Annotated in this window: 35 protein-coding genes; 7 read left to right on the top strand and 28 right to left on the bottom strand. The window is 37.5% G+C overall.

Annotated features, from left to right (window positions below; translation table 11 throughout):
* Window positions 1-89: 89 nt before the first annotated feature.
* Genes clpX through greA form a run of 3 tightly spaced genes read right to left on the bottom strand, consistent with a single transcriptional unit; the run spans window position 90 to window position 2,255 of the window.
* Window positions 90-1,277 (bottom strand): ATP-dependent Clp protease ATP-binding subunit ClpX, encoded by a 1,188-nt coding sequence (gene clpX, locus LC418_RS05205; protein ID WP_111957377.1) that lies wholly within the window; start codon window positions 1,275-1,277, stop codon window positions 90-92.
* A gap of 59 nt (window positions 1,278-1,336) precedes the next feature.
* Window positions 1,337-1,732 (bottom strand): HIT family protein, encoded by a 396-nt coding sequence (locus LC418_RS05200; protein ID WP_111957375.1) that lies wholly within the window; start codon window positions 1,730-1,732, stop codon window positions 1,337-1,339.
* 52 nt (window positions 1,733-1,784) lie between these two features.
* Window positions 1,785-2,255 carry a transcription elongation factor GreA gene (gene greA, locus LC418_RS05195; RefSeq protein WP_111957373.1) on the bottom strand — a complete coding sequence of 157 codons (471 nt, stop codon included), beginning with the start codon at window positions 2,253-2,255 and terminating at the stop codon, window positions 1,785-1,787.
* Between the two features lie 110 nt (window positions 2,256-2,365).
* Between greA and LC418_RS05190 the strand changes: the two genes are divergently transcribed.
* Genes LC418_RS05190 through LC418_RS05175 form a run of 4 tightly spaced genes read left to right on the top strand, consistent with a single transcriptional unit; the run spans window position 2,366 to window position 4,862 of the window.
* Window positions 2,366-2,821 carry a hypothetical protein gene (locus LC418_RS05190; RefSeq protein ID WP_111957371.1) on the top strand — a complete coding sequence of 152 codons (456 nt, stop codon included), beginning with the start codon at window positions 2,366-2,368 and terminating at the stop codon, window positions 2,819-2,821.
* A gap of 3 nt (window positions 2,822-2,824) precedes the next feature.
* On the top strand, window positions 2,825-3,274 hold the full coding sequence (gene dtd / locus LC418_RS05185; protein WP_111957369.1) for a D-aminoacyl-tRNA deacylase: 450 nt from the start codon (window positions 2,825-2,827) through the stop codon (window positions 3,272-3,274).
* A gap of 35 nt (window positions 3,275-3,309) precedes the next feature.
* The gene (locus tag LC418_RS05180) at window positions 3,310-4,437 is read left to right on the top strand and encodes a serine hydrolase domain-containing protein (protein WP_223558326.1); all 1,128 of its coding nucleotides are present in this window, start codon (window positions 3,310-3,312) and stop codon (window positions 4,435-4,437) included.
* A gap of 32 nt (window positions 4,438-4,469) precedes the next feature.
* Window positions 4,470-4,862, top strand: a complete 393-nt coding sequence (locus tag LC418_RS05175; protein WP_223558325.1) for an ACT domain-containing protein — start codon at window positions 4,470-4,472, stop codon at window positions 4,860-4,862.
* A gap of 80 nt (window positions 4,863-4,942) precedes the next feature.
* On the opposite strand, the gene LC418_RS05170 is transcribed toward LC418_RS05175, so the two are convergent.
* The 10 genes from LC418_RS05170 to LC418_RS05125 form a co-directional block, all read right to left on the bottom strand.
* On the bottom strand, window positions 4,943-5,455 hold the full coding sequence (locus tag LC418_RS05170) for a hypothetical protein (RefSeq protein WP_111957363.1): 513 nt from the start codon (window positions 5,453-5,455) through the stop codon (window positions 4,943-4,945).
* A gap of 58 nt (window positions 5,456-5,513) precedes the next feature.
* Window positions 5,514-6,053 (bottom strand): hypothetical protein, encoded by a 540-nt coding sequence (locus LC418_RS05165; RefSeq protein WP_111957361.1) that lies wholly within the window; start codon window positions 6,051-6,053, stop codon window positions 5,514-5,516.
* 5 nt (window positions 6,054-6,058) lie between these two features.
* Window positions 6,059-7,432 (bottom strand): DUF4153 domain-containing protein, encoded by a 1,374-nt coding sequence (locus LC418_RS05160; protein WP_223558324.1) that lies wholly within the window; start codon window positions 7,430-7,432, stop codon window positions 6,059-6,061.
* 44 nt (window positions 7,433-7,476) lie between these two features.
* Window positions 7,477-7,773 carry a hypothetical protein gene (locus LC418_RS05155; RefSeq protein WP_223558323.1) on the bottom strand — a complete coding sequence of 99 codons (297 nt, stop codon included), beginning with the start codon at window positions 7,771-7,773 and terminating at the stop codon, window positions 7,477-7,479.
* Window positions 7,774-7,782: 9 nt separating this feature from the next.
* Window positions 7,783-8,268: a ubiquinone biosynthesis protein COQ4 gene (locus tag LC418_RS05150; protein WP_223558322.1), complete on the bottom strand. Its 486-nt coding sequence runs from the start codon at window positions 8,266-8,268 to the stop codon at window positions 7,783-7,785.
* Between the two features lie 6 nt (window positions 8,269-8,274).
* Window positions 8,275-8,574 (bottom strand): hypothetical protein, encoded by a 300-nt coding sequence (locus LC418_RS05145; protein ID WP_223558321.1) that lies wholly within the window; start codon window positions 8,572-8,574, stop codon window positions 8,275-8,277.
* Window positions 8,575-8,586: 12 nt separating this feature from the next.
* Window positions 8,587-9,426 carry a metallophosphoesterase gene (locus LC418_RS05140; protein WP_223558320.1) on the bottom strand — a complete coding sequence of 280 codons (840 nt, stop codon included), beginning with the start codon at window positions 9,424-9,426 and terminating at the stop codon, window positions 8,587-8,589.
* 19 nt (window positions 9,427-9,445) lie between these two features.
* Window positions 9,446-9,736 (bottom strand): hypothetical protein, encoded by a 291-nt coding sequence (locus LC418_RS05135; RefSeq protein WP_223558319.1) that lies wholly within the window; start codon window positions 9,734-9,736, stop codon window positions 9,446-9,448.
* Window positions 9,737-9,802: 66 nt separating this feature from the next.
* Window positions 9,803-10,093 (bottom strand): winged helix-turn-helix domain-containing protein, encoded by a 291-nt coding sequence (locus LC418_RS05130; RefSeq protein ID WP_223558318.1) that lies wholly within the window; start codon window positions 10,091-10,093, stop codon window positions 9,803-9,805.
* Window positions 10,094-10,153: 60 nt separating this feature from the next.
* Window positions 10,154-10,771 (bottom strand): hypothetical protein, encoded by a 618-nt coding sequence (locus LC418_RS05125; protein WP_111957347.1) that lies wholly within the window; start codon window positions 10,769-10,771, stop codon window positions 10,154-10,156.
* A gap of 175 nt (window positions 10,772-10,946) precedes the next feature.
* On the opposite strand from LC418_RS05125, the gene LC418_RS05120 reads away from it, so the two are divergent.
* Window positions 10,947-11,447, top strand: coding sequence for a hypothetical protein (locus LC418_RS05120; protein ID WP_223558317.1), 501 nt, complete (start codon window positions 10,947-10,949; stop codon window positions 11,445-11,447).
* Between the two features lie 58 nt (window positions 11,448-11,505).
* On the opposite strand, the gene LC418_RS05115 is transcribed toward LC418_RS05120, so the two are convergent.
* Complete coding sequence (locus LC418_RS05115; RefSeq protein WP_223558316.1) at window positions 11,506-12,270, bottom strand: enoyl-CoA hydratase/isomerase family protein; 765 nt, start codon at window positions 12,268-12,270, stop codon at window positions 11,506-11,508.
* 269 nt (window positions 12,271-12,539) lie between these two features.
* Here LC418_RS05115 and LC418_RS05110 point away from each other — a divergent pair, with 269 nt between their 5' ends.
* Both LC418_RS05110 and LC418_RS05105 read left to right on the top strand, forming a co-directional pair.
* Entirely contained in the window at window positions 12,540-13,088 is a 549-nt protein-coding gene (locus LC418_RS05110; RefSeq protein WP_111957337.1) for a phage tail protein, read from the top strand.
* Between the two features lie 26 nt (window positions 13,089-13,114).
* Window positions 13,115-13,936, top strand: a complete 822-nt coding sequence (locus LC418_RS05105; RefSeq protein WP_223558315.1) for a T9SS type A sorting domain-containing protein — start codon at window positions 13,115-13,117, stop codon at window positions 13,934-13,936.
* A gap of 74 nt (window positions 13,937-14,010) precedes the next feature.
* On the opposite strand, the gene LC418_RS05100 is transcribed toward LC418_RS05105, so the two are convergent.
* The 14 genes from LC418_RS05100 to LC418_RS05040 all read right to left on the bottom strand — a co-directional run bounded on the left by LC418_RS05100 (window position 14,011) and on the right by LC418_RS05040 (window position 25,913).
* Window positions 14,011-14,697, bottom strand: coding sequence for an SMUG2 DNA glycosylase family protein (locus LC418_RS05100; RefSeq protein ID WP_223558314.1), 687 nt, complete (start codon window positions 14,695-14,697; stop codon window positions 14,011-14,013).
* Window positions 14,690-15,421, bottom strand: coding sequence for a DUF4241 domain-containing protein (locus LC418_RS05095; protein WP_223558313.1), 732 nt, complete (start codon window positions 15,419-15,421; stop codon window positions 14,690-14,692). Before LC418_RS05095 ends, LC418_RS05100 begins: the two co-directional genes overlap by 8 nt.
* Window positions 15,422-15,471: 50 nt before the next feature.
* Entirely contained in the window at window positions 15,472-16,008 is a 537-nt protein-coding gene (locus LC418_RS05090; RefSeq protein ID WP_111957435.1) for an SMI1/KNR4 family protein, read from the bottom strand.
* Window positions 16,009-16,184: 176 nt separating this feature from the next.
* Window positions 16,185-16,346 (bottom strand): bacteriocin-like protein, encoded by a 162-nt coding sequence (locus tag LC418_RS21070; protein ID WP_157967948.1) that lies wholly within the window; start codon window positions 16,344-16,346, stop codon window positions 16,185-16,187.
* 183 nt (window positions 16,347-16,529) lie between these two features.
* Window positions 16,530-19,025: a phenylacetic acid degradation bifunctional protein PaaZ gene (gene paaZ / locus LC418_RS05085; RefSeq protein WP_223558312.1), complete on the bottom strand. Its 2,496-nt coding sequence runs from the start codon at window positions 19,023-19,025 to the stop codon at window positions 16,530-16,532.
* 26 nt (window positions 19,026-19,051) lie between these two features.
* Window positions 19,052-19,321, bottom strand: coding sequence for a hypothetical protein (locus LC418_RS05080; RefSeq protein ID WP_223558311.1), 270 nt, complete (start codon window positions 19,319-19,321; stop codon window positions 19,052-19,054).
* A complete protein-coding gene (locus LC418_RS05075; RefSeq protein WP_223558310.1) occupies window positions 19,322-20,647 on the bottom strand; it encodes a DUF6624 domain-containing protein in 1,326 nt (441 codons plus the stop codon).
* An 18-nt stretch (window positions 20,648-20,665) separates the two neighbouring features.
* The gene (locus tag LC418_RS05070) at window positions 20,666-21,508 is read right to left on the bottom strand and encodes an alpha/beta hydrolase (RefSeq protein WP_223558309.1); all 843 of its coding nucleotides are present in this window, start codon (window positions 21,506-21,508) and stop codon (window positions 20,666-20,668) included.
* 41 nt (window positions 21,509-21,549) lie between these two features.
* Window positions 21,550-22,143 carry an acyltransferase gene (locus LC418_RS05065; RefSeq protein WP_223558308.1) on the bottom strand — a complete coding sequence of 198 codons (594 nt, stop codon included), beginning with the start codon at window positions 22,141-22,143 and terminating at the stop codon, window positions 21,550-21,552.
* Window positions 22,144-22,274: 131 nt separating this feature from the next.
* A complete protein-coding gene (gene pcaF / locus LC418_RS05060; RefSeq protein ID WP_223558307.1) occupies window positions 22,275-23,480 on the bottom strand; it encodes a 3-oxoadipyl-CoA thiolase in 1,206 nt (401 codons plus the stop codon).
* A gap of 84 nt (window positions 23,481-23,564) precedes the next feature.
* On the bottom strand, window positions 23,565-23,978 hold the full coding sequence (locus tag LC418_RS05055; RefSeq protein ID WP_223558306.1) for a PaaI family thioesterase: 414 nt from the start codon (window positions 23,976-23,978) through the stop codon (window positions 23,565-23,567).
* 2 nt (window positions 23,979-23,980) lie between these two features.
* Entirely contained in the window at window positions 23,981-24,298 is a 318-nt protein-coding gene (locus LC418_RS05050) for a hypothetical protein (protein WP_223558305.1), read from the bottom strand.
* 12 nt (window positions 24,299-24,310) lie between these two features.
* Window positions 24,311-24,778: a hypothetical protein gene (locus LC418_RS05045; protein WP_223558304.1), complete on the bottom strand. Its 468-nt coding sequence runs from the start codon at window positions 24,776-24,778 to the stop codon at window positions 24,311-24,313.
* A 1-nt stretch (window position 24,779) separates the two neighbouring features.
* A complete protein-coding gene (locus LC418_RS05040) occupies window positions 24,780-25,913 on the bottom strand; it encodes a 3-hydroxyacyl-CoA dehydrogenase NAD-binding domain-containing protein (RefSeq protein ID WP_223558303.1) in 1,134 nt (377 codons plus the stop codon).
* Window positions 25,914-25,917: the final 4 nt, after the last annotated feature.

The raw sequence follows: 25,917 nt of genomic DNA, 5'->3' as shown, positions 1-25,917 counted from the left end.
AAACTTTTTCTCATTGTATAAATTATTTGTGTGTTAATACAATCTTCACCCGCAAAGGTAAGATTTTTTTTTAAAGAAAAAAAAATATTTTATTTATTAACAAAAATATTATCTTCAGTTAATATAATTTCTTTCTCTTCACCTATTGAAAACATATAGTCTTCCAGTACTTTTTCAGTTGTTCCTCTTAAGCCTCTGGCTCCCAATCCTTTTTCGATAGTCTCTTCTACGATCTTTTCAATAGCACCATCCGTAAATACCAAATTCGTGCCATCCATTTTGAAGAGTTCTACAAACTGATTGATGATCGAGTTCTTAGGCTCCTTCATGATCCTTATCATCGTCTCTTTGGTGAGCTTATCAAGGTAGGTAATGATCGGAAATCTACCCAAAAGTTCAGGAATTAAACCAAAAGAACGAAGATCGATTGCGTTAATATGCGTCAATACATATTCATCTTCATCAGTTTTATTGATTTTTTCTGAACTGAAGCCTATGGCCTGTTTATTCATTCTTCTTTCGATGATCTCTTTAATCCCGTCAAAAGCACCTCCTGCAATAAACAGAATGTTCTGAGTATTTACCTGGATATATTTCTGATCCGGATGTTTTCTTCCTCCCTGAGGCGGAACATTCACAATACTCCCTTCTAAAAGCTTCAGCAATCCCTGCTGTACACCCTCTCCGGAAACATCTCTTGTAATACTTGGATTGTCTGATTTTCTTGCAATTTTATCGATCTCATCAATAAATACAATTCCTCTTTCAGCCTTTTCCACATCATAATCTGCAACCATCAGTAGTCTTGAAAGGATACTTTCCACATCCTCTCCTACATATCCGGCTTCCGTAAGGATAGTAGCATCTACGATACAGAAAGGAACGTTTAGCTCTCTTGCAATGGTTTTTGCCAGAAGAGTTTTTCCTGTACCGGTTTCACCTATCATAATGATATTCGATTTTTCCAGCTCTACTTCCCTGTTTTCGTCCTGAGCGTGAAGCAGTCTTTTATAATGGTTGTATACTGCGATCGAAAGCTGCTTTTTGGCCTGATCCTGCCCAATCACATATTGGTTAAGGAATTCTTTGATCACTTTCGGTTTCTTAAGTTCGTCTATATTTGCTGCAGGAGAAGATCCTGTTTTAGAAACGCTGTCTTTTACAATAACATGCGCCTGTTCGATGCAGTTCTCGCAGATAAAGCCACTCTGCCCGGAAATAAGCATTTGTACTTCATTTCTTTTTCTGCCGCAGAAAGAACATTGGTTTGAGTTCATACTATATAATATATGTTAAAGAAAATCGTAAAAAATTTCTTTTTTACGATTTTACGATTTTATGCTTCAGAATTAATAATTGAGTTTTGGATCTCTTTATATTCTTCGTCTGTTAATTTTAGTCTTTCATTTCTGAAGTTCATGTCTTCCATCTTGTTTAAAGGAATAAGATGGATGTGTGCATGGGGAACTTCAAGCCCTACTACAGCTACTCCCACTCTTACGCAGGGAACAGCATTTTTAATTTTTTTGGCGACCTGCTGAGCAAATCCCCAAAGATTTTTATATTCTTCACTTTCCAGATCAAAGATCAGATCAACTTCTTTTTTAGGAATCACTAAAGTGTGTCCTTTCACCAAAGGCATTGCATCAAGGAGCGCTATAAAATGGTCATCCTCAGCAATTTTGTATGAGGGAATTTCACCATTAATGATCTTTGTGAATATACTGCTCATTTTTTAGAAGTTAAATGTTAGAATTAGAATTATTCTGGATATTGTGCTTAGATTATAGAGTGATTTCCAATACTTCGAAAGACAGTTTGTTTCCGTTTGGCAATGTAATATCTGCCGTTTCGCCTATTACTTTTCCAAGTAATCCTTTTGCAATAGGTGTATTCACAGAAATTCTTCCTGTTTTAAGGTCGCTTTCATTATCCGGTACTAATGTAAACACCTGCTCCTGATTGGTTGCATTGTTTTTAAGTTTTACAGTAGTAAGGATTGAAACCTTTGAAGTATCTAATTGACTTTCATCTATGATCTTGGAAGTTGCGATAATATCTTTAAGCTTGGAAATTCTCATTTCAAGCATCCCTTGAGCCTCTTTAGCTGCATCATATTCAGCATTTTCAGATAAATCTCCTTTATCTCTTGCTTCTGCGATTTGCTGGGTAATTTTTGGTCTTTCCACAGTTTCTAACTGTTCCAGCTCAGCTTTCATTTTCTCTTGTCCCTCCTTTGTTACATAGCTTGCCATAATTTTCAAAATTTAGGTTTGGTATAAAAAAATAATCCGACATTTGCCGGACAATGTTTTACGTGTTATAATCGTTTAACTTTTACAAATATATAAAAATTTAAATTGAAATGAAAAAAACTTTTTCAATCCTGTCTATTTTAACTTTACTGATTTTCAGTATTTTAACTATAAACTCTTGCGGAAGTAGAGAAGATACTGTCAGCTGTTTCCCGAACAATCCAGTTAATGTAACCTTAAATCTGAATTTACCTGCTTATAACAACCTCAACTATGATGGAGGCTGGATTTATGTGAATGAACAGCAGTCTAGCACAAGAGGTCTGATTGTGGTCCGTGTAGGAGATACTTTCAAAGCATATGATCGGAATGCCCCTCATATTTGTCCTGATGCTAATACCACTCTTGAGGTAAAAGATAATATCAGTATTCTGTGTCCCAAAGACAACACCCGCTGGATCCTGAGAACAGGCCAGCCGGAATCAGGAGCTGCAACTTCCCTACCTCCTAAAACATATCCTTACAATTATGATCCATCCACCAAAACTTTAAATATTTATTACTAGAAAATGAAGGTTGTTATACAAAGGGTTTCTGAGGCACATGTAAAGGTAGACGGAAAGGTTGTCGGGGAAATTAAGAAAGGATTAATGCTGCTCACCGGGATTGATGAAAATGATGAAAAAGCAGATGCAGAGTGGCTTGTCCAGAAGATCTTAAATTTAAGGATTTTCGGTGATGAAGATGACAAACTTAATCTTTCTGTGAAGGATATTTCGGGAGAAATTCTGTGCATCAGCCAGTTTACATTAATTGCAGATTATAAAAAAGGCAACCGTCCTTCTTTCATTAAAGCAGCCAAGCCGGATAAAGCAATTCCTCTTTTTGATTATTTCAAAGAGGAACTGGCCAAATCAGGATTAAAAACTGAGAGTGGAATTTTCGGTGCAGATATGAAGGTTTCTCTGATCAATGATGGACCTGTAACGATTGTTATGGATTCTATCACGAAAAGCTAAAACAACAAATCATATAAAACTAAACCTTACAATTCATGTTTCCGAATCTTAAATTAATATCAGGTCTTGTCTTAACTGTTAGTATTAATTTTATCAGCTATGCCCAAACCCGTGAAGAACTTTTAAAGTCAAAACTCGATTCTGCATTCTCCCAATTGTTTAAAGCAGACGAGCCAGGTGGTGCTATTCTGATCCAGCAGGGAAATAAGGTATTGTATGAAAATTCTTTTGGGTTGGCAGACCTAAAGACAGGTGAAAAGTTTACCAGTAAAACAGTTTCCAATCTCGGCTCTATCTCCAAGACTTTTGTATCGTATGGGATTTTGATGCTTCAGGAGAAACACAGGCTTTCAACGGATGACAATCTGCTGAAATTTTTCCCAAATTTTAAAAATAAAGAACTGGCCTCTAAAATTAAACTCCGGCATCTGCTCACCCATACTTCGGGACTTCCTGATCTTAGAAACGTGGATAAGGATAGTATTTTTTATCTTACGGCAAAAGATGAAGAGAATTTCAGGCCTTTACAGTCTGCGGATTCGCTGGAATTTGAGCCGGGAACAAAATTCAATTATTCAAATCCTGCTTATAATGGTCTGGCTATGGTGATTGAGAAAACAAGTGGGATGAAATGGCAACATTTTATCAATCAAAATATTTTTAAGCCAGCCAGTATGAAAGCCAGCCGTATTACAGATGGCAGCTTTCCTGATAAAAATGTAGCTCATGGCTATATCCTGAAAGATAAAGTTTACCGGGAATATGATTATGGGGAATGCCCTACTTTTACTGCTGCCGGAAACGGAGGGGTCTGGAGCTCTATTGAGGACCTGAAAAAATACATTGCTGCGATTAATGAGTGCAGGTTTACTAACTGCTCTGTTATTAAAGCTTCAAAAACAGTATACAGTCCGTCTGACTGGAATGGTAAAAAACCAGCCTATCATACCGGAACCTGGTTTGTACATACAGGCTTCTATGCCGATACAAAAACAGAAGAAAACGTAAGCGTCATAGAACATGCCGGTGATCAGGGTGGCTTTAAGTCGCACCTCCTCATGATTCCCGAAAGCAATATTTCTATTATCTGGCTCACCAATAATAATCAATTCATTACCGGCCCTATCCGGAGAACGCTTCTGCAACTGAAGTATATTAATTAAAATTTCATTATTTTTCTTTTAATTTGAATAAAATGAACGGAGAAAAAGATTTGGCAAAGCTTTTAAAAAGTATGAGGCCCAAGCAGAATCCCGGTGATTATGTTTTTTGTACACTGAAAAATATAGAGAATTTTGACTTGATGAATGTTGAAATGTTCTTTAGAGAAGACGAAGGATTTACCATTATTATAAAAAAGGAGATTGCAGACAGGCTACATCTCGAATATTCTGTCATTATGTCGTGGATAACACTGACTGTACATTCTTCTCTGGAAGCAGTAGGACTAACGGCTGCTTTTTCAAAGGCTCTCTCTGAAAATAACATAAGCTGTAATGTAGTAGCCGCTTATTATCATGATCATATTTTCATCAATAAAAAAGACACCGAAAAAGCCATTGAAGTGCTAACAAAATTGTCAGAATAAATCTGATGTATATGAAATACAATTAGCCAACAAAAAAGGCTGCCTTTTCAGACAACCTCTTATTTTACTTGCACAAAAAATTACTGCGCAGGAACGCTATTGAAATTAAGTGCTATTTTAAGTGTCATATCTGAACTTGTCTGGTTTTTCAGCTCATACACTGTTCTTACTGTAAGGCCTGTGCTTTTTACTACCTCATCCAGATAACCTGTATCATTAAGGTCCAGATTTAAGCTGGAAGAATCTGTTGTAATATTGGAACGTGAAGCAATAAGCTTTTCACCTGTTCCATTGGACGAAACATACACTTTTACGGATTTAAGCGCACTCAGGTTTCCGCCTGAAGGAGAAGCTACAGAGATTTTAGCATCGGAGATTCTTACATCTTTGATTTTCGCATTATTATTTCCTCCAAACCAAGTCTGTACATTGGTGGCGGTAGCCGTAGAGGACACTTCTTTGTCGGCAGGCACTCCCGTAGAAACCAAAACAGTAGCTGTATAAGGGAATGTGTTCTGAACCAGTGACTGTACAGTTCCACAACTTACTGCTATTGCTGAAACTGCCGCTGTCATTAAAAATATATTTTTCATAATTTTAAACTTTAGTATTGATATTGAGTTTGCAGAAATTATACCAAAATGGTCAATCTTACTCAACACTTACATTAAAACCTCCTTTCGTGTTTCCAGAAGCCATATTACTTTTGCCTATGATTAGCCATACTTCGCCTTTGCCTTTGGTTTCGTAGGTGATTTCTCTTCCGAATGGCCCGTCATAATCTCCGTTTGGAAGCTTAATCTGGTTGAATCTTATATTAAAGTCTTTTTCATTGGTCGAAATTGTTGCTTTAATAGTAGGTTTGTCATAATGGGTCAGTTTTAAAACCAGTTCCTGACCATCTTTTGTAAATTCTTCCCCCAATGTGAAAGGGAGCTGCGATGCATCTGCTGTTCTTATAATCTGCCCCTCTTTTTCGCTTCTCATCACGCCTTTACGCAGTACTTCTTTGGTGACAGGAGCATTGTTAATGATTGAATCTTTCTTTCTAAGGGCTGCAGAATCTTTTTTCTCTGTAGAGTCCGGCATTTCTGTGACTATAGTAGAGTCCCTGTCCGGGGTTTCTGTTACAGCAGGTTCTTTTTTACATGAAATAATAATCAATGGAATTAACAATAAGGATTTTTTCATAATAATTAATCTTTTAATGTTTCAAAGTAAAGGATCTTTGAAAGGAAAGGTTTGGATTTTTCTTGTTTGGCTTTTTCCAATACTTTCTTTTTAAGCTGCAGATCATTTTTTTCTTCTGCATATTTCAACAGTCCTCTTTCACTGAAGTTAATTTGTTCAAAGTGATAGTTTACTGCAAAATCTTTACGCTTCATATTCTGGGAGGTAATAATTCCACCCCAGTTCACATAACTGCATGCTAAAATTGTTCCATAAAAATACCAGATCATTGTATTGAACAGGAATGCATTTCTTTTTTTCTTCTGAATTTTAATGAAGGTAAGAGCCAGCCCGATGAGTGCTAACAGGAGAAAAGCAAACACGCCGAGTCTTTTGTAGGTAAACCCATAACTGATTATATATTCATAGTTTTTCAATGCTGCAGAAAATACAAGAATAGCATTCAGGATGATCCAGATCCTGGCCAGAAGCTTCATCAGCTTAGCTTTAGGATCAAAATTAAAGCCTGATTTAAAATAGAACATAATCACCAATACGGCCATAATGATAGACATGATCACAGCATTCACTCTTTCATGGGTCTCTTCTGAAAGCTGAACGGGAGTTTTTGAAATTTCATAAAACTGCTCATAATTGTAAGTAATAATAAAAAATACGAGCAAAATATTCAGGCAAAAGAAGGAAATGACACCGCTGGTTCTCTCTGCATCCAGATCAAGAAAGGAATACGTTGATTTCTGTACCTTATAATTATCCGGAAAGTTATCATCCAGCAGAGAATTCTTTTTGTATATCAACCTTTCTACTGCATAGTTCCAGTAATTGAAAGCAATAAAAAAGCCCAAAACTGAAAGAACCAGTACCTGCCATATATTAATATCCAGCTCGTAATCTCTGAAGACAGCCGCAAAATGGTCACTCCCCACAGAATATATCCCGAAAAATATAGAGATAAACAATAGAGGAATAAGGATGAACGCTAAGGTTTTCTGCCATACACCTGAAATATTCTTTTTCGGCAGCCATGAATCAAAGCTGAAAAACCGGAAAAGAGCAGTAAAGCTGTTGATGATAAATACAGGAATGAGGAAAAGTATTTTCAGCTTTCTGTTTTTTGAGCGATAGCCTAATAACAGAAGGGAACTTACAACCGCCAACAGGGATGGAAAGTCTCTGAACCATGCAAAAGCAAAACTTGACACAATACTTGTAACGAAAAGTATCAGAAAGGTTCTGGTCCTGTTTCTTTCAGGAGTTTTATACAAGGTCAGCAATGCATAAACGATACCCAGAATACCGAGATTCAGTCCCATGTCCTGATCATAGAAGACAATGACAAACAAAGCGGCTGTAAGAAATATATAATGATGTGTTTTCATGATGGAAAAGATTTGATAATTTAAAGATTCAAGAATTGAAAAATTTACAATTCGAAATTAAAGAGGATGCAGATATAGAGAATGGTGACGGGAATATTGACCAGGAGGAGCAGTACAGAATTTCCGGAGGATTTTCTATCAGGAATATTGGTCAGGAATTCTAAAAGCTCATACAACAGAATAAAGATATTGACCACTACTGCAATGATCACGAAATAGAATCCGGATATTACGAGAAAATCTGCACCCGTTATCAGATAAGATACCAGTAATAAAGTTCCTGATAAAAAAGAGATCAGAAAAGTATTTCTGCCTAGCGTACTGAATTTCAATTTATTCATGATTGATCTTTAAAATAATGCTGGCGTTTCTTTCTGTTGAATATAATCCTTCAGATGGTCGAAATTCTGCCACAGCAGGCTTTCAAAATCCCAGTGATAAAATGGTCTCATGCTCTGCCCTTTTCTGTATGCTTTCATATATAGTTTCATGTATTCCGGAAGAATAAATGTACCCAATACAACGGCTGCAAGGAGATGAGCATTGAGCTTACCGTTTCCAAGGAGAAGATACTGCATGGCGATTTCATCTTCGAATTGGGTTCCGCATCCGGTAATCATGTGATGTACATCATGGTTTTCCATTTTGGGAATCATTGAAAACCCATGTTTTTTATAGAATTCTCCCAGTTTTCTTCCGAGAGAATCTTCCTGAAATTTGAGGAGCTGTTCTTCATTGAACTGCCATTGTCTCTTTTTCTTTTTAAAATATTTTCTGTAAAGTTTCTGGGTTTTATCATAGACAAAAAGCAGAAATTGAACACGTACTTTTTTCATAATGTATTATTTAAATATTAAATTAATTCCTATTAAAGCATAAAGGTATGCTAGGGGAATATTGATGAGAAGAAGACCAATAGCTTTGAGACAAGCTTTAAGTTTAGATTGACTGGCAATTCCATAAATCAATAATCCAATCACAAAGAGTAGGTTTACAATAGTTCCCCAAGTTAGGAGCATATAACCACAGGCTACAAAACCATCATTTTTTGTTATTAAATAGCCGAAAAGACAAATATTTCCTAGCAGAAAGCATAATCCGAAAATATATTTCCCGATGTTTATTATTTGATGATCTTTCATCTATATCGTATTTTAAGCTTGAGTTAAAGTAAAGACGGTAATTTCCGGACGTACCATAAATCTTATCTGGAAAGAATGGCCAATAGCCCGGTTGATGTACAGCATCCTTCCATCCTGGAGATCTATTTCCCCTGATATATACTTTTTATTTTCAACAGGAAGTACCGGCGTGACAACGCCCGGAATTCTGCATTGTCCTCCATGAGTATGTCCGCTTAGAATCCAGCCCTGATATCCGTTCCATATATCTCTGTCGCAGGCATCCGGATTATGGCAGAGTATAATATTGGCTTTTGAAGGGTCATAATCATTCATTACTTCCTGCGGATGGAAATTAGGTGACCACATATCTTCAAATCCTATAAAATTCAGTCCGTGGCTTTCTTCACTGCTATTTTTAAGCATACTGATTCCAAAATCTCTGAGAATTTGACAGATATTTTCTGAGCAAATAATATCACCCCAGTTCTTTCCGTAATCGTGGTTCCCCAGTATTCCGAAGGTTCCCAGCTTTCCGTAGACAGCATTCTTCATTACTTTTTTCAGATCTTCCTGCTCTTCTGCAGTTCCATGATTCACAAAATCTCCGGTGTAGACGACAAAATCCGGATTAAACTTTTGTGCTTTTTGAAAAGATTCGATCAGAAAACTCCAGTCGAAACGGTCTCCTACATGCAGATCTGATATCTGCATTAAGATTTTTCCTTCCAAAGATTTGGGCAGATTCTTTATAGGTAAATTTTTCTGTACAAATTCTACCCAGAAAGGTTCTACCTGCCACGAATACAGAAAAGGGAACGCTCCTACTGTTGAAAGCTGAAAAAGCCGCTTGAGAAAATGCTTTCTTTTCATCGCTTTAGATTCTATACAATTAATTTCCGGCGAAAGGAGTTCCGAAAATGCCTACTGCCAATTCTGCCCAGACAAGCAACAGCAGTATAAGAACGGCCCCGCCTAACAGAATTTTGTACGTTTTATTTTTAATGATACGCTGAATCAAATCGATGATAAAAGCCGTTCCAAAGAGCAAAACAGCACCGATTACAAAATCTCCCGGTGACCAGTCGAATTCTTCAGAGAACATATTCCCCAATAATGGAATGCATAATAAAACCGCTGGTGTAGCATAAATAAGAATTGTTTTTTGTTTTTGTGTCATCATTTTTTTTAATTTTAAATATATAAAGTACTTTGTATTTCAAAGTTAATTTTCAAAAAAATATAGGATTTACCTTCCTAATAATTTTTCAAGAGCATCCAGGTGTTCGTTAAAAGCCTGTCTTCCGTTCTGTGTAACACGATAAGAAGTTTTGGGTTTTTTGCCTACGAACTCTTTTTTCACTTCGATATATCCAGCTTTCTCCAAAGCATTGCTGTGGCTGGCAAGATTACCATCTGTAATTTCTAAAAGCCCCTTCATTTCTGAAAAATCAACCCAGTCGTTGACCATAAGAACGGACATTATCCCCAGTCTTACACGGCTTTCGAATTCTTTATTGAGTTGATTTATTTTTATCATAATAAGTCGCTAACTGCAGTTTTAGAGAAGCTGTTCCCACAAAAGCTGCAAATTTAATCTTTATTTATATTTTTTATGCATGATCAGACCATACACAATATGTAAAATCCCAAAACCGATGGCCCAAAATACAAGCCCCCATCCTAAGAAGAAAAGAGAGATCAATCCCAGAACAATTTGACAATAGCCTAAATATTTAATATCCGTTAAAGTATATCTTTCTGCACTGACCAGAGCAATTCCATAAAATATCAAGGTAGCCGGCGCTATCCAAACAAATAGATGATGAAAAAGAAGTGCAAGACAGAAAATCCCACCCGTCACCAAAGGAACGGCAAAGGTTAACAGCAAACGTTTGGTTGTACTGTCCCAGATTTTTAGGCCTTTCTTTTTGCTTTTATTGGCTGTAAAAATATATCCGCTGAGTACAGCTGTCAATAAAATCACAGTTCCTACGATTACAAGTTCCCGGACCAATGCCGGGCTAAAGAAATTTCTGTCGCCATCTAAGTAATCAATTCCTTCTCTTTGGAAAATAAAATAAACGTATCCTGCACCAATCAGTGCAGCCAAACCGGCAAAAACTCCGGACAGTCCGCTCAATGAAATAAATCTGGAAGACCGCTCCATCATGGAACGGATATGTGACAAGTCTTCGTGATAATTTTTCGAATCCATAAAAAGAACTTTGAATTACAAAGTTATAATTTATTTTTAATCTGCCAATTATTTTTTTACATTTTAATGATAATTTTTTCTCAGCAAATTCAATACAATTATTAACTTTAAGAAAATAGAATTAGAATCTTCAAAAGTTTTATGAACATACAAATAACCTGCTATGACCGAAATTTTGATAGACTATTCTCAAATACAATTACAGGAAAATATTTCCTTGAGTGATTCAGAGATCAAAAAAATTGAAGAAGGTCAAAAAAAGCTTGCTAAATTAATACCAACTATACTGGCTTTTTGTACACTCTTTACTATGGCAATCCCCATTTTCTGTATAGAAAGTTTCAGCAAATTCAAATACTATGATTATATCTTATTTGCCGCCGGAGGATTGGCTCTGTTTGGTTTCGCTTATCTGATTTCTTTCTTAGTAACCGGCTATGACAGACGAAATTGGAAAAAAGATAAAATCCATGGAAAAAATAAATTGATAAGCATTATTATTAACCGCGACAAAACAAAGTATGGCGAATACCTAACTTTTGCCGGGAAATCAAAAAATGATAAAATAAGACTTGAAGTTGACCCAGAAGTTTATGCGCGGTATCAGAAAGGAACAAAAGTAGAGATTACATATTTAAAATACGGTAAAAAACTTCTTTCTATTTGGGAGTTGTGAATGATTATAAAAAAACCGCTAAAATGATTAGCGGTTTTAATATTATGTTAAGCAAAAATTATTTTACTCTCAATTTCTCTTTAATAGATTCAATGCTTTTCTTTGCAGAATCTTCAAGAATAAGACTTGCACTCATATGAATTCTGGCAGGCATCAGCTCATTGAAATGATCCGTACCTTCCCAGGATACTTTCTTAATTAATGATAATGCTTCACTGCTCCTCGAAGCTAAAGTCTGTAAAAAATTTTCCAGCTTGCTATCCATTTCTTCAATATTTTCAGAAACGGAATGATAAACATTGTGCTGCTCTGCCCATTCTGCGGATCTGAAATCTGCATCAATAGCCATTGCAGAGAACTGTGATTTTCCGATTTTTCTTTCTACGTAAGGCCCGATCACGAAAGGCCCGATTCCCAGATTAATTTCTGTAAGCGCTAAAGCTGAATCTTTAGTTGCAAAACAGTAATCTGCCCCACAAGCTATTCCTACTCCTCCACCGGTTGTTTTTCCCTGAACTCTTACTACCACTATTTTTCCGCAGTTTCTCATCGCATTTAGAACTTTTGCAAATCCACCGAAAAATTTCGTAGAGGCCTGCAGCTCTTCAATAGCTAAAAGCTCATCGAAGCTTGCTCCTGCGCAGAATGCTTTTTCACCATCACTTTTTACTAAAATAGCTTTTACTTCTTCTTTAGCACCCTCATCCAGAATGCTTTGGGCCAGCTTTTCTAAAATAGTTCCCGGAAGCGAGTTGCTTTTTGGGGTTCCAAAGGTAATTTCGGCGATACTGTTTTTAATTTCTGATACTACGAATTCGTTCATTTTTATTTTAATTGGATTGTTACAAAAATACTAATTACAGCTTAAACATTCCCATATTATATCTGTTCTTTTTAGTCCCATAAATTCTCTGTGAAAAGGAAATGCAGAGATCCATTACGTAAAAATACGGACTCTCTAATTTGGTATTTTCTACTCTAGTAATGCCCTCTTATATATTGTTCCTTTGACTAATACAAACTAACAACCACAGGCGAAATCCGAAAAGCCAAAAAAGAGTAGGAAATTTTAACAACTGAAAAACTATTATCATGGAAGAGTACATTGGAATTGTAAAATTATTTGCAGGCAATTTTGCCCCTAGAGGCTGGTTGTTCTGTGATGGAAGCTTATTAAGAATTTCAACCAATTCTGCATTATTTTCAATTTTGGGAACTACTTACGGCGGTGACGGAGTCACTACTTTCGCCCTTCCCAACCTAAAAGGAAGAATGGCCATAGGAGCAGGGAATGCAAACTCTAATGAATATTATCCTCTGGGAGTCGTTGCTGGAACTACACTAAATACAATTATGGTACAGAACCTTCCAAGTATAGGTGCAGGGTTTCAACTGAAGGTAGCTAATGCCAATGCAACCGTGCCTGCTCCATCGGCTAACACCTCTATTGCCATTACAGGAAACCAGGTAGGAAGAGATTTTACGGCGATTCCAAGCTTTGTACAGGCTGATCCTGATACTACTCTTAATGCAAGATCTATCTCCTACATTGGACAGAATCTTCCGATGAATAATATGCCGCCTTATTTAGGGCTTAATTATATCATTTGTGTAGAGGGAATTTATCCTCCACGTGACTAAAAAACAACCTATTTAAAACCTAAATCATGAAAAGATCTATTTTTTTAACCATCTGTAGTCTGTTCATCTCCTTATTTTCTTTTGGACAGACCAGTACGGAGCAATTTGAAACGGAATCACACGGAAGTCCGAGTTTTACTGATAACGGAGTAATATTCAATGTTATCTCTCATGTAGGAACTTTTGATATTCAGGCTAACTACCCGGGTACTGGCTGGAATGGAACATCTGTTGACAACAGATATATTGACAACTCCAACGATGCTGCATCACCACCGTCTTTCAGCATTAAAACCACATCTAATCTGTTTAAGGTAAACCGGTTCTGGATGTATCTGTCTGCTCTTAATCTGGATCTGAGTGTATCCGGTACCCTTACCATTACGGGAAAGCTAAGCGGTATCACGAAGTTTACACAGACAAAAACGACCGGTTTTACAACATCACTGGGCTCCACTAATGGATATACTCTTATTGACATGACCAATCTGAATGGTCAGAATTATTCGAACATAATCATTGATGAGCTACGGATTACATTAGGCGGGAATTTCAGATATGCAGGACTGGATGCTTTCACATGGGTAAAAGACACGGGTATTGTACTGGCAACGAATGAAGCTGCTGCTTCACAAAAAGGTATGCGTATTTATCCTAATCCTACCAGCGGACCTTTTTCGATTACAACGGAAAATAATGTCCAAGCTAAAATTTACAGCCAAGATGGTAAACTGCTGAAAAACCTGGAAATGAAAAAAGGAGCTAATCAAACAGATATCTCGGAACTTCCGAATGGCGTTTATATCCTCAAAACTTCATCCGGATCTTCAAAGATCATCAAAAAATAAATTCCATAAGTGGTTTATACTGCGAATAGATTCTAATACATAAATGAAAAATTCCCTGAATGATCAGGGAATTTTTATTTTTTCAATGCTAAAATATATTTGTCAATATACAGTTGTTTTTCTTTTGTTTTATACTGTTGAATATATCTGGGATGTTCAAGAACAGTCATCTTTTCAAATAACTGGGCCTCTTTATTCAATGCTGAAATAAATTCTGAATTCTTTTTTCCTAGCACAAAAACTTCGGAGGTGTCCACGCCCAGACTGATATGCTTCTTCAGAGAATCGATCATAAAATCTTTTACCGTTTCAAAGAGCTTTTTATCATCATAATAATTCGCATTCAGCCAGCCGGTTTTTGTTTTTCTTACAATAGCCAGCGGAAAAGGCGAATTGATATAAACATCTTTGTAGAATTCATATGCCCCACCATATTCAGTAATCATATCATATATGAAAACCGAGGAAACTTCATGGGTGTGAGCCGATTGCATTTTAATTCCGCAAACAGCTTCCAGTCTTTTGGTATCGGTAAACGGAACACCTGTCACTCCTGCTCCATGTCGGCTGGGATTGATCCCGATCATGAATTTCCTTGGGCTGATATCATTGTAGTATTTGTGATAAAATTCCTCCATGACGATCATCGTTTCGGGATTGTCCAGATACGGATTCATGGCCTCGAAGCCTTCAGGAAGGTTTCCTGAAAACTGAAGGTTTTTATTGAATTCTATGACTTTATCGGCGAACGTTTTATTCATTCTCTTCGTCTTCATCATCAGATAGTGCCAGTTCTATATCGATAAACTGGATATACAATCCGCAGATCTCCCCTTTTTCATCGTACGCAAAATAAACAGGATAACCTCCGTCTCCGAAACCGCTTGCAAACATAGGAATATGATATTCTGTATTGGGAATTTTCCAATTGATCCAGTCTCCCAGTTCTCTCTGGTTTTGTGGATGCTCCTGGTAACTCTGTGCAAACTGCTCTGCAAAATAATCATCATAAACGTTTTCGACATTCACTTCAGTAAGAAACTTATCAAAATAAGGAAGTACCTCCGCATCTGTAATGCAACCCAATCCGGCATCTACCATGAATCCGAAATAATCACCTTCATTTAAATCTTCAAGATTTTCAATCCCGATAAGCGCTTCTCTGTAAAGGACAGGTTTTTCTTTGGTGAATTCCACTTTCACAGCAGCATAACGATCACCCCATTCCTCTGACTTTACCAACGCAATTTTTACGGGAAAATCTCCTTTGGGAGCCTGTACGAAATAGGGCTTTTCTCCCGCATTCAAAAATACCAAAGGATCCCGTACGATCACTTTTCCGGATGGCAGGGAAACATTACCAATCTCCATCACCTCCATTTTTTGCTCCAGAATTTCATCCGAGGTAAAATAGGTTTCCAAATCTACAGGACAGATAAGAATATCTTTTACCTCTTCCCATTTTTGCATCCAGCTTTCGTTCATTGTTTTTATTTTTTGTGATCTTAATTTAAAGTTTAAAAATACTTGTTTATTTATTCCCCGTCAAATTCATCTTCATCTTTCAGCCCTTTTATGAAAGTTTCAAAGTCTTTGGCCAGAAATATCTTTTTATAATCATCTTCCTGATCAATGTGAACCACTTCAGGTTCGCCATCTTTTCCGCAATTGGAATAATCCAGCAAGACCATATCATGCCCAGCTGAAGGACAGTCGCAGATATAGATACCGATTGCCGGATACCCCCACTCATCGATCATGAATTGGCTTCCGAGTTCTCCGCAAATGGAATAGGTTTTCTCTCTTCCGATTCCCATAATTCCGGTAATGGCAATATGATCATCCGCCCAGGAATTCTCTTCTGACGTAGGAAAGCAGGATTTTTCGACCAACCCGCCGTTCTGCAGTCTCATCAGTTCGATATAAGAAGCAGGGAGTTTGTAGCCAAGCTCTTCTTCTACGGAAGCAATGAGCTCATCATCCGGAAACGGTTCTATATAATCTCTTACGGAATAGCTGCTTTCATTCCAGAAATCCGTAAAATCAAAGTCTTTGAAAAATTGTAGTTCCATATCTTGTTTTAAATAAATGAAATTTCTGATTTTATTGTAAAAGTAACTATCATTTTTAATAAAATCCTTTTCTGAACTAAGATTTTTCATCATTGTTGAGGTCTAAAATCTTATCAAGGATCATTAAAAAATCCCTTTCAGTAAAACCGAAAGGGACTATCAATTTATATTTAATTTTAAGAATCAGCACATATATAACATGCTCTTGGAATATCCGGCCATCTTCCAGGGAGACAACAACTTCCCGGAGGGCAAGAATTAGGCAAACAAGCCCAGTTTGGACCGGCACCTTTAACAGATCTCAATTGGTTTCTTGAAAGTTTTTTTAAATTTTTCATAGCAATTAGTTTTTAATGTTTTTTTCCTACTCTATATGCTTTTCGGATTTCGCCTATTAAAGTTACTAATTTTACTATAAACTTTATTTTAATCGGATGACTTATTAACCCTTGGCAAGGACCATTAAAAAATCCCTTTCAGTAAAAACCAAAAGGGATTATAAATTTATATTATATTTTGAATCAAATCAATCCAAACTGCTCAAAGTGGTGCGTAAAATGCTTTTTGTGCATCAGCTCCCACATTTCTTTATTCAGTTTTCCGAACACGAAGTTCATATGCTCAGCCTGTGGATTTTCTCTGTAATAGACTGTAAATCTCTGTAAGTTATCCAGGAAAGACTGCTTGGCAGCATCCAGATTTTTATGCTTTAATTCCAGTAAGGTTTCATCCTCAGCCAGGAATGGAGCAGGGAAATCTTTCGGCATTTTTCTGTGGTTATAAAGAGAGTCCTGCCATTTTTCCAATTGCTCTTCCGGTGTAAAGCATTTGTCTGCTTCCGGTTCGCCTAAACTTACCAGAACTCCATGTTCCAAGTGTTCGATCATTTGCTGAGGAGACATTTCACCCCAGTTTGACGATGTCGTTTCTGTTAAACCACCCAATATCTTCTGAACATTTTTCACATTCAGATCGATGAAAGGAGATTGTTTTGCCACCAATGTTAAGATGGTCGCTACACAAACGATCTCATCTCTCTGGTTAACAACTTCCACCAGCCATTTTACAACGCCGGAAGGAATGTTTCTTCCTTTTACGCCTCTGTTTATTTTTTCTTTTGCCGTTAAATAGACTGTGATAGTATCCCCAGCGTAAACAGGTTTAAAGAATGAACAGTTTTCCAATCCGTAGTTTGCGATAACCGGACCTTTTTTCCCTGAAACGAACAGCCCTGCTGCTGCAGAAAGGATGAAATATCCGTGAGCCACTGTTTTATCGAAAATAGTTCCGGTTAAGCTTGTAGCATCTGTATGAGCGTAAAAATGATCCCAAGAAACATTGGAGAAATTAACGATATCTGCATCAGTAACCGTTCTTCCGGCTGTTTCCAATGAATCTCCTACCTCAACTTCTTCGAAATATTTCTGGAACGGATGTTTGTCTGAGAATTTTTTCTCTGCACCCTGCTGATATACTTTTGTAATCGCCTTCAATACATCCGGAGAACCCTGAATCGCTGTTTTCTGCAGGAAGAAATGAAGACCGTTCAGTCCACCCATTTCCTCGCCTCCACCAGCTCTTCCCGGACCACCATGCATCAAAGTAGGCAGCGGAGAACCGTGACCTGTACTTTCTTTGGCGTTGTCTCTGTTCAGCACAAAAATTCTACCGTGCTGGGAAGCCATTTTCCATGAAGTTTCTGCGATAAAGGTTTCGTCGTGGGAAATAATAGATCCTACCAAGCTTCCTTTTCCTCTTTTAGCAAGAGCCGCAGCTTCTTCGGCATCTTTGTAAGGCATTAACGTAGAAACCGGTCCGAACGCTTCTACATCGTGAGAGATGTTTTTCTCGAAAGGTTTATCGTTTAAGAACAGTTTTGGGCTCATGAATGCACCGTTATCATAGTCTGCATCTACAAGTTCATGCTTTCCGTCGTAAACTAATTCTGTTTCTGATTTTAAAATATTTACTTTTCTAACGACCTCATCGTACTGCTGTTTTCCTACCAATGACCCCATTCTGGTTTCTCTGCTCAACGGGTTTCCGATTTTGGTTTGATCTAAAGCTTTAGATAAGGCATTCTGAACATCCCCGATCAGGTGTTCAGGAACAATAATTCTTCTGATTGCCGTACATTTCTGACCTGCTTTTGTGGTCATTTCATTGCGTACTTCTTTGATGAAGAGATCAAATTCAGGAGTTCCCGGTTTTGCATCCAGACCTAAAATCGAACAGTTCAGAGAATCTGCTTCCATATTGAAACGTACAGCATTTCCAGCGATAGAAGGCATTGATTTCAATTTTCTTCCAGTATGGGCAGAACCTGTAAACAATACTGAATCTCCATCCTGAACATAATCCAGAATATTTCCCGGTTCACCACAAACCAATTGAAGCGCACCTTCCGGAAGTACTCCACTTTCGATCATATCCTGGAAAACAGTATTCGTCAGGTAAGAACCGTAAGGAGATGGTTTTACAATAGAAGGAACACCTGCCAACAGAGATGTTGATAATTTTTCCAACATTCCCCAAACCGGAAAGTTATAAGCATTGATCTGTATAGAAACTCCTTCGCTTGGTGTCAGAATGTGAGTTCCCAGAAAAGTTCCATTCGCGGAGATTTTCTGAGTTTCTCCATCCACCCAGAACGGAGTGTTGGGAAGCATTCTTTTTGCCAACCCGGAATAGGTAAAAAAAGTACCGAAACCTCCTTCTATATCTACCCATGAATCTGCGTGGGTAGCTCCGGTTTTATATGATAATTCGTAATATTTTTTCTTTCTTTCCAAAAGATAAAGAGCCACTTTTTTCAGCATCTCTCCTCTGTCATAAAACGTCATGGAAGAAAGGTTTTTGTAGCCTACTGTTCTTCCGTAGTCGAGAGCCTGCTCAAGATTAAGCCCTTCTGTATCTGAAACAGCAACCTGCTCGCCTGTAACGGCATTGTATAAAGGAACTCCGTTTCCGGAACCTTCTACCCATTCTCCGTAGATGTAATTTTTCAGTTTTTCCATATTATTTTTAACTTTTTACCTGACTTTTATTTTTTAATAATGAGTTGTACTATTTTCCTTCCTCCCATAAACAACAACAGCAGAATAAGAGAAAAATCCAGAATCAGGAATGCATCCGCAAACAAAGTATATAAAAAGTCCTTCTGTTTCAGCTTTCTGATCATCTGTTCTGATTCTACATGTTCCAGCGCATCGGAAATACCCATTGATTTCCATAACAGATAGAATCCCGCATAATTGATTCCGATAAGGGCAATCAACAGGAAAATCCAATATTTCTTTAGACGATCTGTCATTTATTTCTTTTTCTGAAGAAGATCCAAGGCTTCTTTCAATGTATATTTTTTGTATTCGAAGCCTCCTGCATCTTTAGCATAATCTTCGATGGTCTTGCCAAATCCTGAATTCTTTCTCAGTTCGTTGACATGCTCCGGGTCTTTTATCGGCCACACAAATGACAGAGTTTCTGTTTTCCCGTTTTTTGTTGAAAAAACTGAACGGATCTGCGTTCCATAAATCTGCTCTTTATTTTCATACATGAGCTTTCTGTCCAGCATCATGGCATAGAGTCTGAACGGCAGTTCTTTTTCATCGGCCGCTTTTTTGATCAGAGGAAGGTACTTCTCAATTTTAGGGGAATGCTGGATAACATACCATACGGCATAATTCTCAGGTTCACCCACCATAGATTTTCCGGGATAGCCATATTTTTCAATGATCTTTTCAACTTTAACCAGATTCTTCTGATCCTGATCATCCATCAATTTGATAAGCCCCGTACTCACGTCTTCTGTAGAGAGGTTTTTCTCTTTTATGATTTCTGCCTTTCTTTCGGGTGTAATGTTGGGTTGTGTCAGCTCACGGTAGATCTGATCGTCTTTATAGATCTGCGCAAGCTCTTTTTTGAGCTCAAGGTTGAGTGGTTTTTCTTCAGTTTTCTTATCACCTCCAAACTTTAACACTTCATCCAAAGTATAATTTTTAAAAACAAAACTCTTTCCATAGAGACGCTTGGCATAACGTTCCACCGTATCTTCAAAACCGGCTTCTTTTCTGAGTTTGTTTACGTTTTTAACATCTTTAATAGGCCAGATAATAGGCTCGCTTTCTTTCTCTCCATCATAAGAAGAAAATCCCTGAGTTCCATAGATCTGTTCTTTCCCATCATCCATTAATTGTCTGTCCAGCATCATGGCATACAACCTAAACGGAATTTCTTTATGATCAGCAGCCGTTTTAATAATTGGCATATATTGATTAATTTTTGGAGAATGCTGAATAACCAACCATGTGGTTTCGTTTTCCGGCTCTCCTACCAGAGATTTTCCGGGATAGCCATATTCTGCAATAATTTTTTCAACTTTTTCAAGATTAATCTTATCCTGCTCATCCATCAGTGACCATAATCTATCCGTAATATCTTCCTTACTGATATTTTTTTCTTTCATGACCTTTTCCTTTTGCTCTTGGGAAACGTCAGACTCCATCAGCTCACGGTAGATCTGATCATCTTTTTGAATCGTGGCCAATTCATTTTTAAGCTTTACATTAATTTTCTGATCCTGCTTTTTCTGAGCGCTGATTAAAACTGAAAAGAAAATGGCGAAAAATAAATATCTCATGATTCGTGTTTTGATGGTTTACTTTTTGGGCTCTTTATACGGGAATAATTTTACCAGTCCTTCATACAAACTTCTGTGAAGAATGGTAGCATGATTGTCTGTTTCCATCATTTTATATTCAACAGTCCAGTTCTTTTTACCTGCCTGCTTCAATACATCATAAAGAGATCCCGCATCTTTTACCATTACAGGATGTTCGTCTTTTCCTACAGAAACGTAAATAAATTTCTTCGTATCCGGGCTTTTGGAAAGCCATTGCGGAGCCTGTTTCAATAAACTCTGATCATCCCACCACAAACTTGGGCTGATGATAAAATAATTATTGAACATTTCCGGCTTTTTGAAAAGGATTTCTGTAGCAAGAAGCCCACCCAGTGACTGTCCGAATACATATTTCTCTGTTGTTTTATACTGCTTTCCTATGTAAGGAAGTAGTTCTTTATCCAGAAAATCAATAAACTTATCTGAATGTCCTGTTGTAGGATAATCCTGCTGTAAATCTTTCATATCTGTATGAAAGGTAAAATCTCTTTTTCTGTCGATATTAGCGATTCCTACCACGATAGTTTCCGGCATGGCATACATTTGATTAAAGAACTGTACTAATCCTGAAACATGGATAAAGTCTTCATTCATTGAGCCATCCAGCAGATAGATCACCGGGTATGATTTTGTTTTATCAAAACCTTGCGGCAGATAAATGTTTAAAGTTCTGTCTTCATTTAAAATCTTAGATTTAAATGTTCTGACCTCTCCGATAGTCAACGGTTTTACTTTTTCATTCTGGGCTAAAACCATGAATTGAAAAACAAACAGCATACTACAGGCAATGAGCATCTTTTTGATCATATTCGTTTTCATTATATCATAAAACCTTATAATTTTGAATAAGGTTTAAAAGTTTATTTTAAATCCGCCCAGATACTGTAATCCACAGTTTTGGTCGCGGTCTGTTCTACATATTCTGAGAACGGTTCACATGGCAGAATAGCTTCTTTTCCTTCTCTAGCCAGCTGTTGGTACAGCTTGGTTCCTTCTGTTTTCCAGTGAATCATTTCATCCGAAACGTCACGGATAATTTTCGCAGGACTTCCTACGATGAGTTTTCTTGGTTCACATTTGAAGTTTGCAGGAACAAATGCCAGCGCTCCAATAATGCATTCATCTCCGATAATGGCTTTATCCATCACTACGGAATTCATTCCTACCAGGCAGTTTTTACCGATATGTCCGGAATGGATGATCGCTCCATGCCCGATATGCGCTGATTCCTCAAGAATGGTTTCAATATTCGGGAACACATGCAGGGTACAATTTTCCTGAACATTGGCTCCGTCTTTAATGATAATTTTCCCCCAGTCGCCGCGGATCACCGCATTGGGTCCGATATATACTTCTTCACCGATTTCCACATTCCCAATGATGACCGCCTGCGGATGAATATAGGCAGAGGGCTTGATAATGGGGCGGATACCGTGGTATGAGTAGATGTTCATAATTTTTTTATTAAAAAATTAATTTAACAATGTATCAATCTAGTAGTTTACCAATTGAAATGCTTCAACAGACTCAGCATGGCAGGAATTGTTACATTGATACATTTTATATTGTTACATTATTGAAAAAGTTATACTTTTTCAATGACCATTGCATAGCCCTGTCCGACACCAATACAAAGGGTACACAATGCATATTTCTTATCCTGTTTCTGAAGTTCAATAGCGGCAGAGCCAATGATTCTTGCTCCCGAAACTCCCAGCGGGTGCCCGATGGCGATAGCTCCTCCATTTGGATTTACTCTTGAGTCATCATCTTTCAAACCTAAGCTTCTGGTCACAGCTAATGCCTGTGCTGCAAATGCTTCGTTCAGTTCAATGATATCCATATCGTCCAGGGAAAGATTTAATCTTTTTAATAATTTCTGGGTCGCCTCTACAGGTCCGATTCCCATAATTCTTGGTTCCACACCAGCTACGGCAGATCCTAAGATCTTAGCTTTTGGTTTTAAACCATATTTTTTCACGGCTTCTTCACTGGCCAGGATAAGAGCTGCTGCTCCGTCATTCATTCCTGAAGCATTTCCTGCCGTTACGGTTCCTTCTTTTCTGAAAGCCGGACGAAGTTTTCCTAAACCTTCCATAGAAGATGTCGGTTTGATGAATTCATCCTGATCAAAAATTTTAGGCTCTCCTTTTTTCTGAGGAATTTCAACTTTTACAATTTCTTCCGCCAGTCTTCCGCTTTGCTGAGCTTTTGTCGCTTTCTGCTGAGACCAAAGGGCAAATTTATCCTGATCTTCTCTACTGATATTGTGCATATCCGCTAAGTTTTCAGCGGTGTCTCCCATTCCGTCAACCCCGTACATTTCTTTCATCTTAGGATTGACAAAACGCCATCCGAAAGTGGTATCAAACATCTGGCTGTCTCTTCCGAAAGCAGCCCCCGCCTTAGACATTACGTAAGGTGAACGGGTCATATGTTCCACTCCACCGGCGATATAAATTTCACCTTCTCCGGCAGCAATGGAACGGAAAGCATTAGCCACCGCCGACATTCCGGAAGCACAAAGTCTGTTGACCGTTTCTCCTCCGATTTTGTAAGGAAGCCCGGCCAATAAAAGCGCCATTCTCGCCACGTTACGGTTATCTTCTCCCGCCTGATTAGCGCATCCGAAAATAACGTCCTCAATTTCCTCAGCAGGAACTTCAGGGTTTCTGTCCATAACTTCTTTAATAACCACGGCTGCCAGATCATCGGCTCTTACTTCTGATAATGCGCCCTGTAGTTTTGAGATTGGGGTTCTGACGTAGTCTATGATGTATACGTTGTTCATTTTTATTAATTTAACAATGTATCAGTTTAACAATGTAACAATTGGATTGGTAGATTGGTACATTTTCAAATTGGTACATTTTATTTATAGTTCTGTTACTTTTTTTCCGATTTTGTAAACGGTTCCGACGAATTTTGCGATCAGCTCATTGTTTTGATTGGTGATCTTGATGTCGTAAACCGCTGTTTTTCTGGTATCATTGACCAGAATGCTTTCTGCTCTGAAAATATCACCTTCTTTCCCCGCTTTGGTAAAATTGATGATACAGTTCAGGGCAACGGCTGCGTCTCCGGAACTGTTGGACGAAAATGCCAGTGCAGAATCTGCAAAAGCAAACGTAACCCCTCCGTGAACCGTTTTAAGCCCATTGATCATCTCTTTCTTGATGGGCATTTCTATTAAACAATAATTTTCTTTGACTTCGATCATTTTGATATTCATCCATTGGGAAAAATAATCCTGACCGAACATATAATCTGCAACTTGTCTTGGATTCATTTTTAATTTATGCTTGTTATTTCTTCATATAATTCATCAACCAATTTGTCATAAATACTCATGGTTTTACCAAGAATTATCTGTTCATACTTAAGATGATTTTCTGAATTTGATAGATTTTGAGTTAGATAAGGAGCACTTAAATCAATACCGTTTTCATTGGCTATTTTTTTAATTAACTTTTTATATTTCTCATTAAACTTTCCTAGCAACTCAAGTCTCTCCTGCTCATCATCAGAGCAAGTTTCCTGGGTTAAATACCGTTTCTCGATTAAAAGTCTGGTCTCCAACTCAGCCTTGAATTCATCTATATTCATCATATTGACTTAATTTTATTGATTAATAATACTTTTCAAAACTTTAATTCCATTCTCATAGGATTTTTTAAAAAAGAAATTAATCAAGAAATAGATTATTATATAAAAAATAACTATCGGAAATATTAATGCTACTGCCTTTGCTCCAGTTTGAATACAATTAATAAGTACTGCAAAAACTGGAAGAATGCCCCACATATATAATAATATTCTGAATGTTCTATGAAATTTTGAACTCAACCTTATTATCGTCTCGTGTTCTTTTTGAATCAACTCGCCTTCAAAAACACACAAAATTCCTAATGGCATTTCAGCACTTATTACCTTAAAAAAGTTTTTCTCAGTATATCCTTTTAAAGATTTGTCAGTACTTCCCATCCTTAGAGAATGGCTTATCTGGCTGTTATTATTTATATTTAATAAAACCTTTTCAACAGAGTTTAAAGATTTCATTTCATCATATTTTTCAGGAAAATATTTCATATCACAATTTTCTCAACAAAGGGCTCTGTCTGTATCTTTCTTCCTGATATTCTCCGTAAAGATTTTGCAGAGTTTCAGAGATTTTTGAGTAGCCGATTTCTTTTCCCCAGCCTAGTAAGCCTTTTGGATAATTGACTCCTTTCTGCATTGCCAGCTCGATATCTTCATCGTTGGCAATTCCTAATCTTTTGGCCTCTACGGCTTCGTTGATCAACATTGAGATGATCCTTAAAAAGATCTCCTGATACAATGCATCATTTTTCTCAGCAACCGGTTTTTCTGCTCCTTCTGCGTAATCATAGAAACCTTTTCCGGTTTTTCTGCCGTGAAGTTTAGCTTCGGCCATTCTTTGCTGAAGCAGAGAAGGTTTGTATTTCGGATCGTAGAAATAGTCTTTGTAAACGGTTGTGGTTACGGCAAAATTAACGTCAACACCAATTAGGTCCATTAATTCAAATGGTCCCATTTTAAAATTTCCTAATGTTCTCATCGCTTCGTCTACCTGTTCCGGAGTTGCGACATTTTCTTCGACAATTCTCAAAGCTTCGCCATAGTAAGGACGGGCGATTCTGTTGACGATAAATCCGGGAATATCTTTAGCAATCACTGGGATTTTACCCCAATCTTTCATGAGGTTGTAGATTTTTTCCGGTAATGATTTTTCTGTTAATAAAGATGGAATCACCTCAACCAAAGGCATCAATGGCGCCGGGTTGAAAAAGTGAATTCCGATGAAACGCTCAGGTTTCTTTAATTCTGCACCAAGAGAGGTGATAGAAATGGATGATGTATTGGAACCGATGATACAGTCGTCCGAAACATAGGTTTCAAGCTCTGTAAATACTTTGGTTTTTATGTCTTTGTTTTCGATGATGGCTTCTATCACAAGATCGGAATCTTTCAGATCCTGTAAAGCTTCACCTTTAACGATATTATTTCTGATTTCTGTGGCTTTTTCCTGAGAAATTTTAGCTTTATCCACTAATTTCTGAAGTGTTTTCTCTAAGCCTGATAGTGCTTTATCTATCTGCGGAGCATTTGCATCGAATAAAACGACTTTGCATCCCGCTGTTGCAGCCACCTGAGCAATTCCTACGCCCATGGTTCCTGCCCCGATAATTCCGATATTGTTCATGTTC

Origin of the sequence: Chryseobacterium lathyri, from assembly GCF_019970085.1 — a bacterium.
Classification (GTDB): domain Bacteria; phylum Bacteroidota; class Bacteroidia; order Flavobacteriales; family Weeksellaceae; genus Chryseobacterium; species Chryseobacterium lathyri.
This window is presented reverse-complemented; position numbering and strand designations above follow the sequence as displayed.

What these genes read in the sequence shown, in the direction of transcription:
- LC418_RS05175 (WP_223558325.1), top strand. Translation starts at nt 4,470, where the DNA reads ATGAACGGAGAAAAAGATTTGGCAAAGCTTTTAAAAAGTATGAGGCCC.
- LC418_RS05165 (WP_111957361.1), bottom strand. Translation starts at nt 6,053, where the DNA reads ATGAAAAAATCCTTATTGTTAATTCCATTGATTATTATTTCATGTAAA.
- dtd (WP_111957369.1), top strand. Translation starts at nt 2,825, where the DNA reads ATGAAGGTTGTTATACAAAGGGTTTCTGAGGCACATGTAAAGGTAGAC.
- paaZ (WP_223558312.1), bottom strand. Translation starts at nt 19,025, where the DNA reads ATGGAAAAACTGAAAAATTACATCTACGGAGAATGGGTAGAAGGTTCC.
- pcaF (WP_223558307.1), bottom strand. Translation starts at nt 23,480, where the DNA reads ATGAACAACGTATACATCATAGACTACGTCAGAACCCCAATCTCAAAA.
- LC418_RS05200 (WP_111957375.1), bottom strand. Translation starts at nt 1,732, where the DNA reads ATGAGCAGTATATTCACAAAGATCATTAATGGTGAAATTCCCTCATAC.
- LC418_RS05150 (WP_223558322.1), bottom strand. Translation starts at nt 8,268, where the DNA reads ATGAAAAAAGTACGTGTTCAATTTCTGCTTTTTGTCTATGATAAAACC.
- LC418_RS05090 (WP_111957435.1), bottom strand. Translation starts at nt 16,008, where the DNA reads ATGGAACTACAATTTTTCAAAGACTTTGATTTTACGGATTTCTGGAAT.
- LC418_RS05145 (WP_223558321.1), bottom strand. Translation starts at nt 8,574, where the DNA reads ATGAAAGATCATCAAATAATAAACATCGGGAAATATATTTTCGGATTA.
- LC418_RS21070 (WP_157967948.1), bottom strand. Translation starts at nt 16,346, where the DNA reads ATGAAAAATTTAAAAAAACTTTCAAGAAACCAATTGAGATCTGTTAAA.
- LC418_RS05155 (WP_223558323.1), bottom strand. Translation starts at nt 7,773, where the DNA reads ATGAATAAATTGAAATTCAGTACGCTAGGCAGAAATACTTTTCTGATC.
- LC418_RS05055 (WP_223558306.1), bottom strand. Translation starts at nt 23,978, where the DNA reads ATGAATCCAAGACAAGTTGCAGATTATATGTTCGGTCAGGATTATTTT.
- LC418_RS05075 (WP_223558310.1), bottom strand. Translation starts at nt 20,647, where the DNA reads ATGAGATATTTATTTTTCGCCATTTTCTTTTCAGTTTTAATCAGCGCT.
- greA (WP_111957373.1), bottom strand. Translation starts at nt 2,255, where the DNA reads ATGGCAAGCTATGTAACAAAGGAGGGACAAGAGAAAATGAAAGCTGAG.
- LC418_RS05170 (WP_111957363.1), bottom strand. Translation starts at nt 5,455, where the DNA reads ATGAAAAATATATTTTTAATGACAGCGGCAGTTTCAGCAATAGCAGTA.
- LC418_RS05100 (WP_223558314.1), bottom strand. Translation starts at nt 14,697, where the DNA reads ATGAATAAAACGTTCGCCGATAAAGTCATAGAATTCAATAAAAACCTT.
- LC418_RS05130 (WP_223558318.1), bottom strand. Translation starts at nt 10,093, where the DNA reads ATGATAAAAATAAATCAACTCAATAAAGAATTCGAAAGCCGTGTAAGA.
- LC418_RS05115 (WP_223558316.1), bottom strand. Translation starts at nt 12,270, where the DNA reads ATGAACGAATTCGTAGTATCAGAAATTAAAAACAGTATCGCCGAAATT.
- LC418_RS05105 (WP_223558315.1), top strand. Translation starts at nt 13,115, where the DNA reads ATGAAAAGATCTATTTTTTTAACCATCTGTAGTCTGTTCATCTCCTTA.
- LC418_RS05160 (WP_223558324.1), bottom strand. Translation starts at nt 7,432, where the DNA reads ATGAAAACACATCATTATATATTTCTTACAGCCGCTTTGTTTGTCATT.
- LC418_RS05190 (WP_111957371.1), top strand. Translation starts at nt 2,366, where the DNA reads ATGAAAAAAACTTTTTCAATCCTGTCTATTTTAACTTTACTGATTTTC.
- LC418_RS05110 (WP_111957337.1), top strand. Translation starts at nt 12,540, where the DNA reads ATGGAAGAGTACATTGGAATTGTAAAATTATTTGCAGGCAATTTTGCC.
- clpX (WP_111957377.1), bottom strand. Translation starts at nt 1,277, where the DNA reads ATGAACTCAAACCAATGTTCTTTCTGCGGCAGAAAAAGAAATGAAGTA.
- LC418_RS05045 (WP_223558304.1), bottom strand. Translation starts at nt 24,778, where the DNA reads ATGAAATATTTTCCTGAAAAATATGATGAAATGAAATCTTTAAACTCT.
- LC418_RS05050 (WP_223558305.1), bottom strand. Translation starts at nt 24,298, where the DNA reads ATGATGAATATAGATGAATTCAAGGCTGAGTTGGAGACCAGACTTTTA.
- LC418_RS05070 (WP_223558309.1), bottom strand. Translation starts at nt 21,508, where the DNA reads ATGAAAACGAATATGATCAAAAAGATGCTCATTGCCTGTAGTATGCTG.
- LC418_RS05065 (WP_223558308.1), bottom strand. Translation starts at nt 22,143, where the DNA reads ATGAACATCTACTCATACCACGGTATCCGCCCCATTATCAAGCCCTCT.
- LC418_RS05135 (WP_223558319.1), bottom strand. Translation starts at nt 9,736, where the DNA reads ATGATGACACAAAAACAAAAAACAATTCTTATTTATGCTACACCAGCG.
- LC418_RS05095 (WP_223558313.1), bottom strand. Translation starts at nt 15,421, where the DNA reads ATGAACGAAAGCTGGATGCAAAAATGGGAAGAGGTAAAAGATATTCTT.
- LC418_RS05080 (WP_223558311.1), bottom strand. Translation starts at nt 19,321, where the DNA reads ATGACAGATCGTCTAAAGAAATATTGGATTTTCCTGTTGATTGCCCTT.
- LC418_RS05180 (WP_223558326.1), top strand. Translation starts at nt 3,310, where the DNA reads ATGTTTCCGAATCTTAAATTAATATCAGGTCTTGTCTTAACTGTTAGT.
- LC418_RS05125 (WP_111957347.1), bottom strand. Translation starts at nt 10,771, where the DNA reads ATGGATTCGAAAAATTATCACGAAGACTTGTCACATATCCGTTCCATG.
- LC418_RS05040 (WP_223558303.1), bottom strand. Translation starts at nt 25,913, where the DNA reads ATGAACAATATCGGAATTATCGGGGCAGGAACCATGGGCGTAGGAATT.
- LC418_RS05140 (WP_223558320.1), bottom strand. Translation starts at nt 9,426, where the DNA reads ATGAAAAGAAAGCATTTTCTCAAGCGGCTTTTTCAGCTTTCAACAGTA.